At 72.2% G+C, this 16,471-nt stretch carries 16 protein-coding genes; 4 read left to right on the top strand and 12 right to left on the bottom strand.

All coding sequences use genetic code 11. The features are described from left to right. Positions 1 to 3: 3 nt before the first annotated feature. From BT341_RS07105 to BT341_RS07070, 8 genes are all read right to left on the bottom strand, one after another. Positions 4 to 276, bottom strand: coding sequence for a hypothetical protein (locus tag BT341_RS07105; protein ID WP_072475512.1), 273 nt, complete (start codon positions 274 to 276; stop codon positions 4 to 6). Beyond that, positions 273 to 629, bottom strand: a complete 357-nt coding sequence (locus tag BT341_RS07100) for an Asp23/Gls24 family envelope stress response protein (protein WP_072475511.1) — start codon at positions 627 to 629, stop codon at positions 273 to 275. The genes BT341_RS07105 and BT341_RS07100 overlap by 4 nt, the downstream gene beginning before the upstream one ends. After that, complete coding sequence (locus BT341_RS07095; RefSeq protein ID WP_177329046.1) at positions 626 to 1,174, bottom strand: Asp23/Gls24 family envelope stress response protein; 549 nt, start codon at positions 1,172 to 1,174, stop codon at positions 626 to 628. Before BT341_RS07095 ends, BT341_RS07100 begins: the two co-directional genes overlap by 4 nt. Continuing rightward, complete coding sequence (locus BT341_RS07090; RefSeq protein WP_072475509.1) at positions 1,171 to 1,737, bottom strand: RNA polymerase sigma factor; 567 nt, start codon at positions 1,735 to 1,737, stop codon at positions 1,171 to 1,173. Before BT341_RS07090 ends, BT341_RS07095 begins: the two co-directional genes overlap by 4 nt. Before the next feature lie 80 nt (positions 1,738 to 1,817). Next, positions 1,818 to 2,381 carry an orotate phosphoribosyltransferase gene (gene pyrE, locus BT341_RS07085; RefSeq protein WP_072475508.1) on the bottom strand — a complete coding sequence of 188 codons (564 nt, stop codon included), beginning with the start codon at positions 2,379 to 2,381 and terminating at the stop codon, positions 1,818 to 1,820. Between the two features lie 27 nt (positions 2,382 to 2,408). Further along, positions 2,409 to 4,856, bottom strand: coding sequence for an ABC transporter permease (locus tag BT341_RS07080; RefSeq protein ID WP_072481823.1), 2,448 nt, complete (start codon positions 4,854 to 4,856; stop codon positions 2,409 to 2,411). Beyond that, positions 4,856 to 5,596, bottom strand: a complete 741-nt coding sequence (locus BT341_RS07075) for an ABC transporter ATP-binding protein (protein WP_072475507.1) — start codon at positions 5,594 to 5,596, stop codon at positions 4,856 to 4,858. The genes BT341_RS07080 and BT341_RS07075 overlap by 1 nt, the downstream gene beginning before the upstream one ends. A 75-nt stretch (positions 5,597 to 5,671) precedes the next feature. Continuing rightward, on the bottom strand, positions 5,672 to 6,484 hold the full coding sequence (locus BT341_RS07070) for an SDR family NAD(P)-dependent oxidoreductase (RefSeq protein WP_072475506.1): 813 nt from the start codon (positions 6,482 to 6,484) through the stop codon (positions 5,672 to 5,674). A gap of 71 nt (positions 6,485 to 6,555) precedes the next feature. On the opposite strand from BT341_RS07070, the gene BT341_RS07065 reads away from it, so the two are divergent. Continuing rightward, positions 6,556 to 7,284 carry a hypothetical protein gene (locus BT341_RS07065; RefSeq protein WP_072481822.1) on the top strand — a complete coding sequence of 243 codons (729 nt, stop codon included), beginning with the start codon at positions 6,556 to 6,558 and terminating at the stop codon, positions 7,282 to 7,284. On the opposite strand, the gene BT341_RS07060 is transcribed toward BT341_RS07065, so the two are convergent. The 4 genes from BT341_RS07060 to BT341_RS07045 all read right to left on the bottom strand — a co-directional run bounded on the left by BT341_RS07060 (position 7,281) and on the right by BT341_RS07045 (position 12,691). Then, complete coding sequence (locus BT341_RS07060) at positions 7,281 to 8,042, bottom strand: type III secretion system chaperone family protein (protein ID WP_072475505.1); 762 nt, start codon at positions 8,040 to 8,042, stop codon at positions 7,281 to 7,283. The genes BT341_RS07065 and BT341_RS07060 overlap by 4 nt on opposite strands. Positions 8,043 to 8,210: 168 nt before the next feature. Beyond that, entirely contained in the window at positions 8,211 to 10,805 is a 2,595-nt protein-coding gene (clpB, locus tag BT341_RS07055; RefSeq protein WP_072475504.1) for an ATP-dependent chaperone ClpB, read from the bottom strand. A gap of 97 nt (positions 10,806 to 10,902) precedes the next feature. Continuing rightward, the gene (locus tag BT341_RS07050) at positions 10,903 to 12,090 is read right to left on the bottom strand and encodes an MFS transporter (RefSeq protein WP_072475503.1); all 1,188 of its coding nucleotides are present in this window, start codon (positions 12,088 to 12,090) and stop codon (positions 10,903 to 10,905) included. A gap of 118 nt (positions 12,091 to 12,208) precedes the next feature. After that, positions 12,209 to 12,691, bottom strand: coding sequence for a MarR family winged helix-turn-helix transcriptional regulator (locus BT341_RS07045; protein WP_072475502.1), 483 nt, complete (start codon positions 12,689 to 12,691; stop codon positions 12,209 to 12,211). 354 nt (positions 12,692 to 13,045) lie between these two features. Between BT341_RS07045 and BT341_RS07040 the strand changes: the two genes are divergently transcribed. The 3 genes from BT341_RS07040 (at position 13,046) to BT341_RS07030 (ending at position 16,411) form a co-directional block, all read left to right on the top strand. Beyond that, the gene (locus BT341_RS07040) at positions 13,046 to 14,221 is read left to right on the top strand and encodes a globin domain-containing protein (protein ID WP_177328757.1); all 1,176 of its coding nucleotides are present in this window, start codon (positions 13,046 to 13,048) and stop codon (positions 14,219 to 14,221) included. 316 nt (positions 14,222 to 14,537) lie between these two features. After that, a complete protein-coding gene (locus BT341_RS07035) occupies positions 14,538 to 15,641 on the top strand; it encodes a globin domain-containing protein (RefSeq protein WP_072481820.1) in 1,104 nt (367 codons plus the stop codon). Between the two features lie 53 nt (positions 15,642 to 15,694). Beyond that, on the top strand, positions 15,695 to 16,411 hold the full coding sequence (locus BT341_RS07030) for a dienelactone hydrolase family protein (RefSeq protein WP_072475501.1): 717 nt from the start codon (positions 15,695 to 15,697) through the stop codon (positions 16,409 to 16,411). Positions 16,412 to 16,471: the final 60 nt, after the last annotated feature.

Genomic DNA, 16,471 nt, shown 5'->3' with positions numbered 1-16,471 from the left:
GGTTCAGGCGAACGCGGCACCGTCCAGATCCGTGACCACGAGCCGCAGCCGGGCGTTCGCCCACTCCGTCCCGGCCAGCACCGGCCGCACCACCTCGGTGGCCCGGTCCAGCAGCGGCGGGATGGGCAGCCGGGTGGCGATCAGGCGGATCCGGACCACTTCCGGCGACAGGTCCACCGCGGCGGCCGTGCGCTCCACCGGCCACGTCGCCGGGCGCAGGCCGTCCACCGACTCCAGCGCGCCGACGATCTTCTCCGCGGCTTCGGCGGCCGTCACCGGGGCTCGATGTCCATGATCGACACCGAAACCTCGTCGACGACCACGCCCGTCTGCTCGGTCACGGACCGGCCGACCGCGCGCTGCACGGCCCGGCCCACCGCCGCGGCCTGGTCGGCCGCCGCCGTCACCAGGTCGATCCGGACCGTCACCCGGCCGTCCGCCGTGCGGACCCGGACGCCGTCCGCCGGGGCCGGGTCGAGGCCCTGCCAGCGCTGCCGGGCCGCGCGGGTCCACCCCGTCACGAGGCCGCGCAGGCCCGGCTCGAGCCGCACCACGCCCGGTGTCCCGATCGCCGCCCGGGCCGCCACGCCGGCGATCACCGGGTCCTCGATGACGTACTCCGCGTTCATTCCGGCTCCCCGTACACGTCGTCCACCAGCAGGTCGAGCTTCGCCAGCGTCAGGCCCACCCGGGCCGCGGCCGCCGCCGTCACCCGCTGCCGCACGAGCGACAACGCCTCCCCGCCGGTGGCGGTCCGGACACTCACCGCCAGCGTCAGCGTGACTTCGACGGCTCCTTCGGCGTCCGTGCGCACCCGGCAGCGCCGCGCCCGGACGCCGTCGACGGTATCCGCCGCGTACCGCAGCACGGCCGCCACGGCCTGTTCGCTGATCTCGACGAGCCCCGGTTCCGGGCTCGGCAGCGGCACCATCGAGCCACGTCGCACCTCGGCCCGCACGGCCGACATGATCCGGCCGAGCAGGTCCGGCGACGGCGCGTCCTCCTCGGCCGCCAGTTCGGCAGTGGCCTCGCGCAGCGCCAGCAGGCTCTCGCGCGCCGCCCGGCAGTGCGGGCAGGTCAGCTCGTGCTCGTCGGCCAGCCCGGCGCCGACCGCGTCGAGCCGCTCCCACACCTGCTCGACGTCGCGTTCGCAGGGCAGCTCGTACTCCGTCATCGCCACGGCTTCATCACCTCCGCCAGCTGTGCCCTGGCGCGGGCGATCCGGCCGCGGACCGCGGTCGCGTTCGCGCCGACCACCTCGCCGATCTCTTCGTACGACCGGCCGTGCACCTCGCGCAACAGCCAGCACGCCCGCTGCTCGGGCGTCAGCTCCGCCAGCGCCGCGTTCAGTGCCGCGAGCTGGCCGTTCACCTGGGCGGCCCGCTCCGGCTGGAGGTCGGCCCGCGGCGACTCGGCCGTGTCCAGGTCGACGTCGGCCCGTGGCCTGCGCGAGCGGATCGCGTTGAGGCAGCGGTTCGTCGTCGCCCGGTAGAGCCAGCCGGCGAACGCGGCGTCCTCGCCGAGCTGGCCGAGCTTGCGCCAGGCGTTGAGGAACACCTCCTGCACGACGTCCTCGGCGTCGCCGCGGTGGCCGAGCAGCTTCGCCGCCAGCCGGAACATCGGGCCCTGGTAGCGCAGCACGAGCTGCTCGTAGGCCCGGACGTCGCCGTCGCGCGCGCGGGCCACGAGGGTCGCGTCGTCGAGCGGTGTACCGGGCTCCGCGCTGGTCGTCGTCACGGCACCTCCTCGGCAGGAGGACACCGGCGCACGGGAAACGTCACGGGCCGATTGTCGGTGACCTGCGTCACCGCGGCCAATCAGTCGAGGCCGAGGTCGTCCTTGCCGAGGATGTACCGGTACTCGAGGCCTTCCTTCTCCACGGCCTCCCGCGCCCCGGTGTCGCGGTCGACGACGGTCGCCACGCCCACGACGTCCGCGCCCGCCTCACGCAGGGCTTCGACCGCCGTCAGCACGCTGCCGCCCGTCGTGGAGGTGTCCTCGACCGCCAGCACGCGCTGCCCCCGGACCTCCATGCCCTCGATGCGGCGCTGCATGCCGTGCTCCTTGGTGGACTTGCGGACGACGAACGCGTCCAGCACCACCCCGTCGGACGCCGCCGAGTGCAGCATCGCCAGCGCGACCGGGTCGGCGCCGAGGGTCAGGCCGCCGGCCGCCACGTAGTCCCAGTCCGCGGTGAGCTGGCGCAGCAGCTTGCCGATCAGCGGCGCCGCCGCGTGGTGCAGCGTCGCGCGCCGGAGGTCGATGTAGTAGTCGGCTTCCTTGCCGGACGCCAGCGTCACCTTTCCGTGCACCACGGAAAGATCGGTGACCAGCCTGGCCAGTTCGAGTTTCGCCGCTTGATCCAACCCGGGGTTCGCCACGGCCGAGAGTCTTACACACGAGCGCGCTCACTCTCCGATGGATGTGGCGTCGACCGCACGCCCGCGCGTCGCGGCCCAGGCCGGGACGAGGATCGCGGCGAGCGAGAGCACGACGGCGATCGCGAGCACCACCAGGTAGATCGCGGCCGGCCCCGACGGCAGCACCGAGCCACGCACCACCAGGCAGAACGGGACGATCGACCCGGCCGCGACCAGCGACCCGAGCAAGACCGCGATGGCCGCGATCAGCCCGCCCTCGATGCCCGCCATCCGCAGCACCTGCCCGCGGGTGAACCCGCTGAGCCGCTGCAGCCCGAACTCGCGGCGCCGCTTGGCGGTGGCCATCACGAGCGTGTTCACCACGGAGATCACCGTGTACGCGATGATCATCCCGACGAGCAGGTAGTTGACCCAGGCGCCGACTTCGTTGCCCTTCGCGTGCGCGGCGATCAGCGCGGCACGATCGCCGACCTGGACCGGCGATCCGGCTGTCGCTTCGCGAAGCCGCGAAGTCAGCGTTGCCGTGCCGACGCCGTCCGCGGCGCGCACCAGCAGCTGCGGCGCGAGCCCGAGCGTCGTGTGGGGCGCCAGGAGCCCGGCGGGCAGCACGAGCCGTTCGAACCCGGGACGCTGGGCCACGACGGCGGCCACCCGCACGTCGACCGGCGTGCCGTCGCCGAGCCGCAGCGACAGCGTGTCGCCGACGTGGCGGCCGAGCGTCTCCGGCACCTCGGCGGCGTTGCCGGTCAGCTCGCTGACGCCGAGCGCGGGCCAGCCGTCCTTGTCCTGGTTCGAGTCGAACGGTGTCTCGATGAACACCGTGCTCGTGACGTACTCCGACGCGCTCTCGACGCCCGGGAGCGCCCGCACCCGGCTCACCACCGCCGGGTCGAGCCCGCCCGGCCCGGCGACGACCGCGTCCGCGCGCAGGTCCTCGGTGTAGGCCTGGTTCGAGACGGCTTCCTGCGTGGTCTGCAGGTAGATGTTGGCGGTCGCGATGCCGACCGCGAGCATGATCGGGGTGACCGCGCCCGCCGTCCGGATCGCGCCGACGCGCGTGTTGCGCAGCGCGATCCGGCCGTTGACGCCGGTGATGGCCTGCACCGGCCAGCGCAGCAGCATCGCCGTCACCTTCGTGACGCCGGGGCTGATCGCCGCCAGCCCGAACGCCCACAGCATCACCGCCGGGCCCGCCGTGCTGGCCGCGACCGGGCCCGTCATCACGGCGACCGTCACGATGGCCAGCGCCGTCCCGCCTGCGAAGCACAGGATCGCGGTGATCAGCCGGATCGGCGTCAGCCAGCGCCGTTCGACGGCGGCTTCGGCGAGGGCCTCGGTCGGGCGGACCTTCGCCGCACGCCGTCCCGCGACGAAGGACGCGGCCACGACAGCCAGCAGCGACGCGCCCGCGGCGACCGTCGCCGGCAGCCAGCCCTGCTCGAACCGCAGGACGTCCGGGACGACGTGGTTGTCCACCAGCCTGCCGAACAGCCAGTTCCCGAGCACCGGGCCGAGCGCGACCGCGGCGGCGACCGCCAGGAGCCCGACCACGAGCGCCTCGCCGAGAACCATCCGCCGCAGCTGGCGCGGCGTGGTGCCGATCGCGCGCAGCAGCGCGAGCTCGCGCTGACGCTGCTGCGTCGACAGCGTGAGCGTGCCGGCGACGACGAACACCATGACCATCGCCGACAGCCCACCCGACACGGCGGCCAGCACGATCAGGTCCTCACCGCTCTTGTTCACCTCCGGGAACTCGAGCGCGCCGCGGTCGACGCCGGTCGTCACGACCCCGGCGTTCCCGACGACCGCCGACACCGCGGCCGCGTCACCGCCGAAGACGCCGATGGTGTCGAACCGGCCCGGGTGCCCGGACAGCCTTTCCGCGTCCGACGGCGCGAAGAACACCGCGGCGTCCCGCATGGCCTGCGGCGCTTCGGCGATACCCGAGACGCGGTACTGGCCGACGGTGCCGTGCGCGGCCACGGGCAATGTGGTGCCGACGGCGACCCCCAGGCCGGCGTCGACGACCACTTCGCCCGGCTTCGGCGCTTCGCCCTTCAACGCGTACGGCGTCAGCACGGCGGAATCCCACGCGTGACCCAGCGCCGACGTGGCGCCGGCCTGTGCCGGGAAGGTGACTTCGCCGACGACCTCGGTCACGCCGGGGACCGCGCGCAGCCGATCGGCCAGTCCCGCGTCGAGCCGGACGCGCTCGGGCAGCGTCGCGTTCTCGAACTTGTGCTTGTCCTCGGGGTCCAGCGTCGCCGGGTCGTCCTCCGGCAGCTTGAGCGTCTGCTGCCCGCCGACGACGGTCGGGGCCGCGGCCAGCCGCTGGACCGGCGTCTCGGACCGGATGCCGGTCTCCATCAGGCCACCGCACGCCGAAACGATCAGCGCGCCGAAGAACACGGCGACGAACGTCGCCAGGAAGCCGCCCTTGCGCAGGCGCAGCGTCCGGAGCGCGAGCTTCCACATCAGGCCCGCACCGCCATCCGGTCCCACGCGCCCAGGTGGGTCATCCGCTCGGCGACGGCCTCGGCGGTCGGGTGGGCCAGCCGTCCGGCGATCCGGCCGTCGGCCAGGAAGACGACCTGGTCGGCGTAGGAGGCGGCGACCGGGTCGTGCGTCACCATGAGCACCGTCTGGCCGGACGACCGGACCGAGTCGCGCAGCAGACCCAGCACGTCGGCGGCCGTGCGCGTGTCGAGGGCGCCGGTCGGCTCGTCGGCGAACAGCACGGCCGGGTCCGTGACCAGGGCCCGCGCGATCGCGACGCGCTGCTGCTGACCGCCGGAAAGCTGCCCGGGCAGGTGCTTGCGCCGGCCGTCGAGGCCGACGTGCGCCAGGATCCGCGCCACGAGCCGCTTGTCCGGGCGCTTGCCGGCCAGCTGCAGCGGCAGCACGACGTTCTGCTCGACCGTCAGCGCCGGGAGCAGGTTGAACGCCTGGAAGACGAAGCCGACACGGTCGCGCCGCAGCTTCGTCAGGTACGTCTCGCTCTTGCCGGCGAGGTCCTGGCCGTCGAGCACGACCCGGCCCGACGTCGGCCGGTCGAGGCCCGCCGCGCAGTGCAGGAACGTGCTCTTGCCCGAACCCGACGGGCCCATCACCGCCGTGAACCCGCCACGCGGGAACGAGATCGAGACCCCGTCCAGCGCGACCACGCCGCCGTACTCCTTGCGCACGGCTTCCAGCCGCACCGCCTCAGTCGTCATGGGGAAAACGCTATTGAGACCGGCCGGCTTCCACCCTGGTGCGCACGCGCGTCTTCACGGTGGGGACAGCCCTACTCAGGTGCGGCCCTTGCCGCCGAAGCCGCCGCCGATCCGGCGCAGCACCGCGCGCGGCAGCAGCCCGCCGATCGCGACGACGGCCTTGTACTGCAGGCTCGGCACGGAGATCACCTTGCCGCGGCGCAGGTCCGCGAGCGCCTCGTTGACCACCTGTTCGACACCCAGCCAGGCGAATTTCGGGCCGGGTTTGCCGATGCCGGCCCGTTCGTGGAACTCGGTCGCGGTGAACCCGGGGCAGAGCGCCATCATCCGGACGCCCTTCGGCAGCGAGGCGGCGATCCCTTCGGTGAACGACGTGACCCAGTTCTTGCTGGCCGTGTAGGTCGAACCGCGGCCGCTGAAGAACCCGGCGACGCTGCTGACCTGGATGATGTCGCCGTGCCCGCGCTCGATCATGCCGGGCAGCACGGCCCTGGTCAGCCGCAGCACCGCGGTGACGTTGACGTCGAGCTGGCGCTGCAGCGCGTCCGGCGGGATGGTCCAGAAGTCGCCGTTCAGCCCGAACCCGGCGTTGTTGACCAGCAGGTCGACCGGCCCGGCGGCGAGCCGCTGCTCGACCGCCGCTCGTCCGTCCACTTCGGACAGATCGGCCGGCAGCACTTCGACGCCCACGCCGTGGGATTCCCGCAGCTCAACGGCATACGCCTCCAGCCGCGCGGTGTCGCGGGCGACGAGCACGAGGTCGTAATTCTCGGCGGCGAGCGTGCGCGCGAACTGCGCGCCGATGCCCGCGGTGGCTCCGGTGATCACGGCGGTGTGACGTCCGGGGCTTCGCCCCGGGGCCCCGGCAAAGAAGTCGGCGGTGGTCATGTGGGTGAACGATACCCGCTGGTCAGGGGCTCCGGGTGCAGCCGATTCGCGGCCGGGTTATGGTCCCGCGCATGGGTAAGCACAGCAGGCGCAAGAGCGGCTACCTGCCCAAGGTCGCGGCCGGCGCGGCGCCGGTGGCCCTCCTGTTCGCGGCACCGGCGACGGCGTTCGCGGCCCAGTCCGACATCACCCTGCCGCTCGACCGCATCGAGCTCCCGGTCGACCACCGCCAATCGAGCAGGCTGGACCAGAGCGCCGACACGCTGTCGGCAACCCGCCGCGACGTCGTCACGAAGCAACTCGGCGACGCCCGCATCGCCTCGGAATTCACGGAGGCGGCCGCGACGAGCGGCGAGCGCCTTGGCGTGGGCCGCAGCACGCATCACGCGGTGTGGCTGGGCAACGGCGTCGACGTGCTGAGCGAGAACGCGGAGCAGGTGGACACGGGCCTGCGCGGCGCCTTCACCGGCGACCTGGCCGGGGCCATCTCAGCGCGCCGGGCGTCCGGGCAGGCCGTCGACCTCGGCCAGGCCGGCGCGCTGGGCACGGCGTCCGAGCAGCACGCGTCGGGCCAGCTGTCCGGCGTCCTCGACATCGGGCAGCACCACGAGCTGGGCGGCCAGCTGGGCCCGGCGACGGGCCTGGTGCAGACATCACAGAGCCTGACCGCAGGCTCGATCAGCGGCGACCTGGGTGCCGACCACATCTTCCACATCCAGGGCGGCGCGACCACGGTGCGCGGCACCCTCACCCCGTCGTTCTCCGCCGGTGCACTGGACCGGCCGGTACTCGGCTTCTAGTCCTGCGCCGCCGGCGGCTCGGCGGGCGGCTGCTGGACCGGCGTTCCGGCCGCGGGGGCCGGTGGGGTGCCGCCGACCGAGGGGATCGGGGCGCTCGCCTGGTGGCGGCCCGCGTCGTAGTCCTCGTCGAACGGGTCCACGATGTCCGCGATCTCGCCCAGGTCGCGCAGCAGGCGCTCCAGGCGGGACGGGCCCGCCGTCGGGACCACGCTCGCCAGGACCCACTCGTTCTCCAGCCAGGCCACGCCGACGTCGCCGCCGAGCTGGTCCGCCGCGTCCACCAGTTCCTGGGTGATCACCGTGCGGGCACCGTCCGCGTCGTCCGCGAACGCGTAGCGCGAGCCGATCGGGCCCAGCATCTCCGGCATGTCCGCGCGCTGGAACGGCACGCTCGACAGCCACATCTCGATCGGGATCCGGTGCTTCTTGTTGCACCGCACGGCCACGACCACCGCCGGGATCTGCCCCTCCGACTCGATGTCGAAGATGAACACCGGACGGCGGCCGTCGGAGGTGAACGTCGAGCCCGCGACCACGTTCACGGCCGCGTCCGCGCCGAAGTAGCCGATCGCCCCGCCGGACCACTGCTGCGGCAGCCGCGCGTCCTCCTCGACGAACTGCCAGCCGCGCAGCTGTGCCCAGCGCATTCGCTCGCGGTTGCGCGAGCCCTCCTTCGCCCGGTCGGCGGCGAGCAGCCCCAGCCCCGCCACCAGGGCGACGGCCGCGATGACGAACCAGATCCACGCCGGAATACCCACGAGCGCCAGGGTATCGCCTGCTACGCCGAAGAGATGATCGCCGGTACCCGTGTCGCCGGGCCCGTTCGGAGCATTTTGCCCGCTCCCGGGTCGACAAATCGCCACGAACCACCACTGTGGACGCAGTGAAGGCCACCTCGAGCGACGTCGAGGTGGCCTTCACGGGCTTCAGACGCGAGTGACCGTCAGCGTGTCGCCGGCTTCCAGGTCCGGGATGTCGACCCGGACCGTGTCGCCGTCCCGGACCTCGCCCGACAGCAGCTCCTTCGCCAGCTTGTCGCCGATCGCCGACTGGACCAGCCGCCGCAGCGGGCGGGCGCCGTAGATCGGGTCGAAGCCGTTCAGCGCGAGCCACTCGCGGGCGCCGTCGGTGACCTCCAGGTGCAGCCGGCGCTGGGCCAGCCGCTTCGCCAGCCGGGCCACCTGGATGTCCACAATGGACGTCAGCTGCTCGGTGCCGAGCGAGTGGAACACGACGATGTCGTCGAGCCGGTTGAGGAACTCCGGCTTGAACTGCCGCTGCACCACCTGCAGCACCGCGTCGCGCCGCTGCCGCTCGTCGAGCGACGGGTCGGCGATGGCCTGCGAGCCGAGGTTCGAGGTCAGGATCAGGATGGTGTTCCGGAAGTCCACCGTCCGGCCCTGGCCGTCGGTCAGCCGCCCGTCGTCGAGGACCTGCAGCAGCACGTCGAAGACGTCCGGGTGGGCCTTCTCGACCTCGTCCAGCAGCACCACCGAGTACGGGCGGCGCCGGACGGCCTCGGTGAGCTGGCCGCCCTGGTCGTAGCCGACGTAGCCCGGCGGGGCACCGACCAGGCGGGCCACCGAGTGCTTCTCGGCGTACTCGCTCATGTCGATGCGCTGCATCGCGCGCTCGTCGTCGAACAGGAACTCGGCCAGTGCCTTGGCCAGCTCGGTCTTGCCGACGCCGGTCGGGCCGAGGAACAGGAACGAGCCGGTCGGGCGATCGGGGTCGGCGACGCCGGCCCGGCTGCGGCGCACCGCGTCCGAGACGACCTGCACCGCTTCGGCCTGCCCGATGACCCGCTTGGTCAGCTCCTCCTCCATCCGGAGCAGCTTGCCGGTCTCGCCTTCCAGCAGCCGGCCGGCCGGGATGCCGGTCCACGCGCTGACCACGTCCGCGACGTCGTCCGCGCCGACCTCCTCCTTGAGCATGACCTGCTGCTGGCTGGCCTCGCTCGCCGCGGTCGCGGCCTCGAGCTCCTTCTCCAGCGCGGGGATCCGGCCGTAGCGCAGCTCGGCGGCCTTGCCGAGGTCGCCGTCGCGCTCGGCACGCTCCTCCTCGCCGCGCAGCTGCTCCAGCTGCTCCTTCAGCTCGCGGACGCGCTCGATCGAGCCCTTCTCGTTCTGCCAGCGCGCGGTCAGCGCCGTCAGCTCTTCCCGCTTCTCGGCCAGTTCGGCGCGCAACGCGGCGAGACGCTCCTTCGACGCGGAGTCCTCCTCCTTGGCGAGCGCCATCTCCTCGATCTCCATGCGGCGCACGGCCCGCTCGACCTCGTCGATCTCCACCGGCCGCGAGTCGATCTCCATGCGCAGCTTCGACGCGGCCTCGTCGACCAGGTCGATGGCCTTGTCGGGCAGGAAACGCGCGGTGATGTAGCGGTCGGAGAGCGTGGCGGCGGCGACCAGGGCGGCGTCCGTGATCCGGACACCGTGGTGGACCTCGTAGCGCTCCTTCAGCCCGCGCAGGATCGCGATGGTGTCCTCCGGCGACGGCTCGCCGACGAGCACCTGCTGGAAGCGCCGCTCCAGGGCCGCGTCCTTCTCGATGTGCTGGCGGTACTCGTCGAGCGTGGTCGCGCCGACCATCCGCAGCTCACCGCGGGCGAGCATCGGCTTGATCATGTTGCCCGCGTCCATCGCGCCCTCGCCGGTCGCGCCGGCACCGACGATGGTGTGCAGCTCGTCGATGAAGGTGATGACCTCGCCCGCGGAGTCGGTGATCTCCTTGAGCACGGCCTTCAGCCGCTCCTCGAACTCGCCGCGGTACTTCGCGCCGGCCACCATCGACCCGAGGTCGAGGGCGACGACGCGCTTGCCGCGCAGCGACTCGGGCACGTCACCGGCGACGATGCGCTGGGCGAGACCTTCGACGATGGCCGTCTTGCCGACGCCCGGCTCGCCGATCAGGACCGGGTTGTTCTTCGTGCGCCGCGACAGCACCTGCACGACGCGGCGGATCTCGGTGTCCCGGCCGATGACCGGGTCGAGCTCGCCGGCGCGGGCGCGCTCGGTCAGGTCGACGCCGTACTTCTCGAGCGCCTTGAACGTGCTCTCCGGGTCGGGACTGGTGATCCGCGCGGAGCCGCGGACCTTGGCGAACGCCTCCTGCAGCGCGTCCGGGGTGGCGCCGTGGCGCTTGAGCAGGTCGGCGACCTGCCCGCCCTCGGTCGCGAGCCCGACGAGCAGGTGCTCGGTCGAGACGTACTCGTCGCCCAGCTCGGTGGCGAGCTTCTGCGCGCGCGTCAGCGACTTCACGGCGAAGGTGTCGAACTGCGGGCTCGACACCGTCGCGCCGGTCGCGGACGGCAGGGCCGCGATGAGCGGCTCCAGCTCCTTGTGCACCACCTCCGGGTCGGTCCCGACCGCGGTCAGCAGCGGTGCGGTCAGCCCCTCACCCTGCGCCAGCAGGGCGCCCAGCAGGTGGGCGGCCGACACGTGCGGGTTGCCGGCCATGGTGGCCGCCTGCGCCGCGGACGAGATCGCCTGCTGGGTCTTCGTGGTCGGGTTGAAAGCGTCCATCCCTCACCTCATGCTCGGTACATCGGAAAGTCCAGGTGACAGGCCTGACCGTGACCCATCACTATCCTCAACGCACGAAAACTTGAGTCTGTTCCGCTCAACTCTGACCGGGTGCGACGGCGCTCGCCGGCAACCGGGAGCCCAGCATCCCGAGCCCGGCCACGGCGAGTCCCGCACACGTCCCGACCAGCACCCAGGGTAACCAGTCGGCGACCGAGAACAACGCGACCACGGCGGGCGCGAGGACCTGCGCCACCGTGAACGCGTATTGGTACGCGGCGAGATAACGGCCGCGGGCGACCGGCGGTGCCGCGGCTTCGGCCAGCGCACCCGACCGCGGGCCGAAGACCAGGTCACCGGCGGCGAACACCAGCGTCGAGACCAGCAGGTACACGACGCGCCAGCCGTCGGGCACGAGCAGCACGCCGAGGCTGACCGCGCACCACGCGGCGAACAACGCCGAGCCGGCCCGCATCGCCGCGATCCGGGTCAGCCGCGCGGTGAGCCGCAGCGCCAGCGTGCCGCCGACACTCGTCAGCACGGTGAGCAGGGCGAGGATCGCGCCGGGCAGCCAGACCGGGCCGTGCAGCCGGTCGAGCACGAACACCGGCGTGCCGATCAGGAAGAAGTCGAGCGAGAGCCCGAAGAGGCCGCTGAAGAGGATCAACGCGAGATACGGCCGGTCGCGCAGCACGCGCGCCGGCCGCTCGCCGTGCTGCTTGTGCGGCCGGGCGAGCGGCACGAAGAAAGCGAGGATCAGGGCCGCGACGAAGAACGTCACCGCGTCGACGGCCAGCGCGATCCGGTACCCGGACGTGCCGAGCCAGGTCAGCAGGGTGGCCGCCGCGAGACCGCCCAGCCCGAAGCAGCCGGCCCGGACCATGCCCGCCTCGGCGAACGGCCGGTCCTTCGGGACGTCGCCCGCGACGTCGGCGATGAGCACGAACAGGGAGCTGTAGAACAGCTGCTGCCCGGTGGCGAGCAGGACCGCGGCGGCCACGACCGGGCCCGCGCTGCCGGCGAGCAGGTAGGCGCCCGCGCCGGCGGCCTGCAGCAGCTGCGCGGCGATCACCACGACCCGCGGCCCGACGCGGTCCACGAGCCGTCCGGCCAACGGCGGCACCACGAGCCCGCCGACCGTGCCGAGCGTGACGGCCGTGCCCGCCATCGCGAGCGGCACGCCGACCACCTGCGTCACGTAGACCAGCGCCAACGGGAGGAACAGACCTGAGCCGAAGTTGTCGATCCCCAGCGCGCACAGCAGTGCGACCCGGCTACGCGTCACCTTCCGACGGTAACCCCGGAAAACGGCACCGAGTCAGGCCCGAACGGAGACATTCCCGCGCGCGAAAATGCCACTGCGGGTGGTACTCCGCCCGCGCCGGATCACCTGGGCGCGTGCGTCACTTGGACCCGGCGAAGCAGGCCGCGCTACCCAAGGCGCGGCGGAGGTCGGCGTTCATCTCGGCCAGCCGCGCGGTGAGGTCGGTGACGCGCTCGTCGTCCCAGCCGCCGAGCGCCTGCTCCATGAATTCGAGGTAGTTGGCCCGCCAGCGGGCGAGTTCGGCGCGGCCCTTCTCGGACACGCTCACCAGCGACGCCCGGCCGTCTTCGGGCGCGGGACGGCGGTCGACCAGCCCGGCGGCGGACAGCTGCGTGATCTGCCTGCTGACCACCGAAAGGTCGACGAACCGGCGTTTCGCCAGCTCGGACGGCCGCGCTTCGCCGTTCTTCGCCAGGTCCGACAGCAGCATCGCGGCCGCCGGGTGCAGCCCCGGCTGCTCCTGCCAGGCCTGCATGATCCAGGCGTGCTGGAGCTGCGACGCGGTCTTCAGCTCGCGCATGAGCTCGACCCGGACGTCGTCGTCGGTGTCGTCGGAGCCCATCGGGACCTCCTGCCACAGCTGTGCTGCACCGGGGCTCCGCCACCCGGAACCCCTCGAGACTATTACTTGTGTAATACAAGTTTATGAGCCATCGCTTGCGCCAGCAAGGATCGGTCCGGTGAGGTCGCCCACGCCATCACCCGGCAGTACACCCGGTCGGAGCAACAATGCGGGCAAAAGGCCGCCCGGCGGCTACCCTGCGGACGGGCCGTGCACGTGGCACGGACGAGTGACGAGGGGGAGCAGATGGACCCAGGAGACGGGCGGACGCGGCACCGCCGTCCCCGCGCCCGGCCCGGCGGTGCCTGACCGCGTGTCCCCGTCCACCCGCCCCCCAGCAGCGAACTCCCGCCCATGACAGCCGACTCGGTCAGCCCGCTCCCCAGGTCCTCGGCCCCGCGTGAAGCGCCCGCGGCCGTCGCCGCGATGGTCCGGCTCATCCGGGACAGCTGGGCGAAGTCGGAGCCCTACATCGCGGAGATCTCGCAGTTCTTCTACGGGATGCTGTTCACCCTCGCGCCGACCACGCGTGACTTCTTCCCGATCAACATGGAGATCCAGCGCGGCAGGCTGGTGCGCGCGCTGGTGCACATCGTGCAGATGGTGGACCGGCCCGACGACCTCGCGCCGTTCCTGCGCCAGCTCGGCCGCGACCACCGCAAGTTCGGCGTGGTGCCGCGGCACTACGAAGCCGTCGGCACCGCGCTGCTGGCGTCGCTGAAGAACCACCTCGGCCCGGAATGGACCCCCGAGGTCGAACGCGCCTGGGCGGAGGCGTTCACCATCGTCGCCCGTGCCATGCAGGACGCGGCCGCGGCCGACACGAACCCGCCGTCGTGGCAGGCCACCGTCGTCGAGCACCGGCGGCTGACCTGGGACCTCGCGCTGGTCCGGCTGCTGCCCGACCAGCCGGTGCCCTACCTGCCGGGCCAGTACGTCAGCGTCGAAGTCCCGCAGCGGCCGCGGCTGTGGCGCTACCTCTCGCCGGCGAACGCGCCGCGCGAGGACGGCGGCATCGAGTTCCACGTCCGCGCGATCGACGGCGGCTGGGTGTCCCGCGCCATCGTCAGCCACACCCAGCCCGGCGACGTCTGGCGGCTCGGCCCGCCACTCGGCCGGATGACAGTGGACCGTGAGACGTCACGCGGTGTGCTCATGGTCGCGGGCGGAACGGGCGTCGCGCCGCTGCGCGCGATCCTCGACCACCTCGCCCTCTGGGGCGAGAACCCGAAGACGTACCTGTTCTACGGCGGCCCGAGCCGCGAAGACCTGTACGACCTCGACGAGCTGCGCGCGCTCGCCTCCACCAACCCGTGGCTGACCGTCACGCCGGTGGTGGAGCGCGGCGGCGACGTCCCCGGGTACGAGCAGGGCACGCTGGCCGAGGCGGTCACGCGGTACGGGGCCTGGCCGGGGCACGACATCCTGGTGTCCGGCTCGCCGGCGATGATCCGCGCGACGGTGTCGCGCATGCTCGTGGCGGGCAGCGCGCTGGACCAGATCCAGTACGACCCGTTCACGATCGACTGAGCGGGATTCCGGTCAGTTCAGCGACAACATCCGCAAATCGCGTCGGCTGATCAATTTCACGCACCGCCAGATCGGGTTGACGCGGCGTGTCGAAATTGCTCCGATCGAGCGGGAACGCGCGGAATCACGCGCATCTGCACGGGAATGCGCCTAAGGTCGGGAACCCTCGGGGGCGGCACCGCCGGTGCGATGCCGCGGGCACAGCGCCGAAAACCCTTGCCAGGACTGGAGATTACCGTTCCCGATGAGTGCCGACTCCCTGAAGATCTCCGCGCCGCTGCCGACCGTTCCCGTTTCGGTCGTGAAAGGCCGTGAACTGGTCAGGCTGATCCGTGAAAGCTTCGCGGCGGTCGAGCCGAAAGCCGATGAACTGGCGCAATACTTCTACGGCGCGTTGTTCGCGGTCGCGCCGGATTGCCGTGACCTGTTCCCGGCGAGCATGGCGAACCAGCGGAGCCGGTTGCTGCGCGCGCTCGTGTACGTCGTCCAGATGGTCGACCGGCCCGACGAGCTCGTGACGTTCCTCAGCCAGCTCGGCCGTGACCACCGCAAGTTCGCCGTCGTCTCGCGCCATTACGACGCCGTCGGCGTCGCGCTGCTGGCGGCGCTCAAGCGGTTCCTCAAGGAAAAGTGGACCTACGAGGTGGAATCCGCGTGGCAGACGGCGTACGGGCTCATCGCGAAGACCATGCGCGCGGCCGCGCAGGCCGAGACCGGTCCGGCGTGGTGGGCCGCGACCGTGCTGGAGCACCGCAAGCTCACCCGCGACGTCGCGCTGGTCAAGGTGCGCACCGAGGGCCTCCTGCCGTACCGCGCGGGCGGGTACGTCAGCGTGGAGGTGCCGCAGCGGCCGCGGCTGTGGCGGTACTTCTCGCCGGCGAACGCGCCGCGCGGCGACGGCGAGCTGGTCTTCCACGTGCGTGCGGTGCCCGGCGGCTGGGTGAGCGGCAGCATCGTCAACCACACGAGACCGGGCGACGTCTGGCGCCTCGGGCCGTCGATGGGCGTGCTGAACGTGCGGCCGACGACCACCAAGCGGCGGCTGCTGATGATCGCCGGCGGCACCGGGATCACGCCGATGCTGGCCATCCTCGACGACCTCGCGCGCTGGAAGCGGAACCCGCCGGTGCACCTGTTCTTCGGCGGCCGAAGACCGGAAGACCTGTACGCGTACGACGACCTGCGCCGGTTCGCCGCGACGGCGCCGTGGCTGACGGTCACCCCGGTCACCGAGGAGGGCGCGCTGGCGGGCGGTGACCGCGGCACGCTCGCCCACGCCGTGACCCAGCGTGGGGTGTGGCGCGACCACGACGTGCTCGTGTCCGGGTCGCCGCCGATGATCCAGGCGACCATCGCGAAGCTGCTGGCGCACGGCGTCGAGCTGGAACGCGTCGCCTACGACCCGTTCACCCTCGACTGAGGAACTCTCAGCGGGCCACGCGCGGCGACGGCTTTCTCGCTATCTTCGCCGATATGGAGATGACCATTCCGGTTCCGGACGGCACCATCGGCGGCTACCTGGCGGAGCCCGCGGGCGCGGGGCCGCACCCGGGCGTCGTGCTCATCCACGACGCGTTCGGGCTGAGCCAGGACACGAAGAACATCACCGACCGCTTCGCCGCCGAGGGCTTCCTCGCGCTCAGCCCGGACCTGTACGCGCGTGGGGGCATGCGCCACTGCGTACGCCGGGTGTTCTCGGACATGTTCGCCAACCAGGGCCGCACGTTCGACGACATCGAGGCGGCCCGCACGCTGCTGGCCGGCCGCGAAGACTGCACGGGCCGAATCGGCATCGCCGGGTTCTGCATGGGTGGCGGCTTCGCGCTCGTGGCGGCGGCACGTGGCTTCGAGGCGTCCGCGCCCTACTACGGCCAGCTGCCGAAGAACCTTTCCGTGCTCGACGACGCGTGCCCGATCGTCGCGAGCTTCGGGAAGAAGGACTTCTCGCTGCGCGGCGCGGCGGCGAAGCTCGAAGCGGCGCTCACCGAGCGCGAGATCCCGCACGACGTCAAGGAGTATCCGGGCGCCAGCCACGGGTTCGCCAACAAGATCGAGGTCGCGCCGCCGCTGAACCTGCTGCTCAAGGTCGTCGGATTCACCTATCACCACGAAGCGTCCGAAGACGCGTGGCGCCGAGTGACGTCGTTCTTCGGCGAACACCTGCAGGAACCGGCCCGACCTTCGCACTGAGCCGAGCGGAGCAGCGGATTCACCGAACGGCGGTAGTTCGTTGACCGTTGTGCCCGATTC

Origin of the sequence: Amycolatopsis australiensis, from assembly GCF_900119165.1 — a bacterium.
GTDB classification, from domain to species: Bacteria; Actinomycetota; Actinomycetes; order Mycobacteriales; family Pseudonocardiaceae; genus Amycolatopsis; species Amycolatopsis australiensis.
Note: the sequence above shows the minus strand (reverse complement) of the source record. Positions and strands in the feature narration are given on the sequence as shown.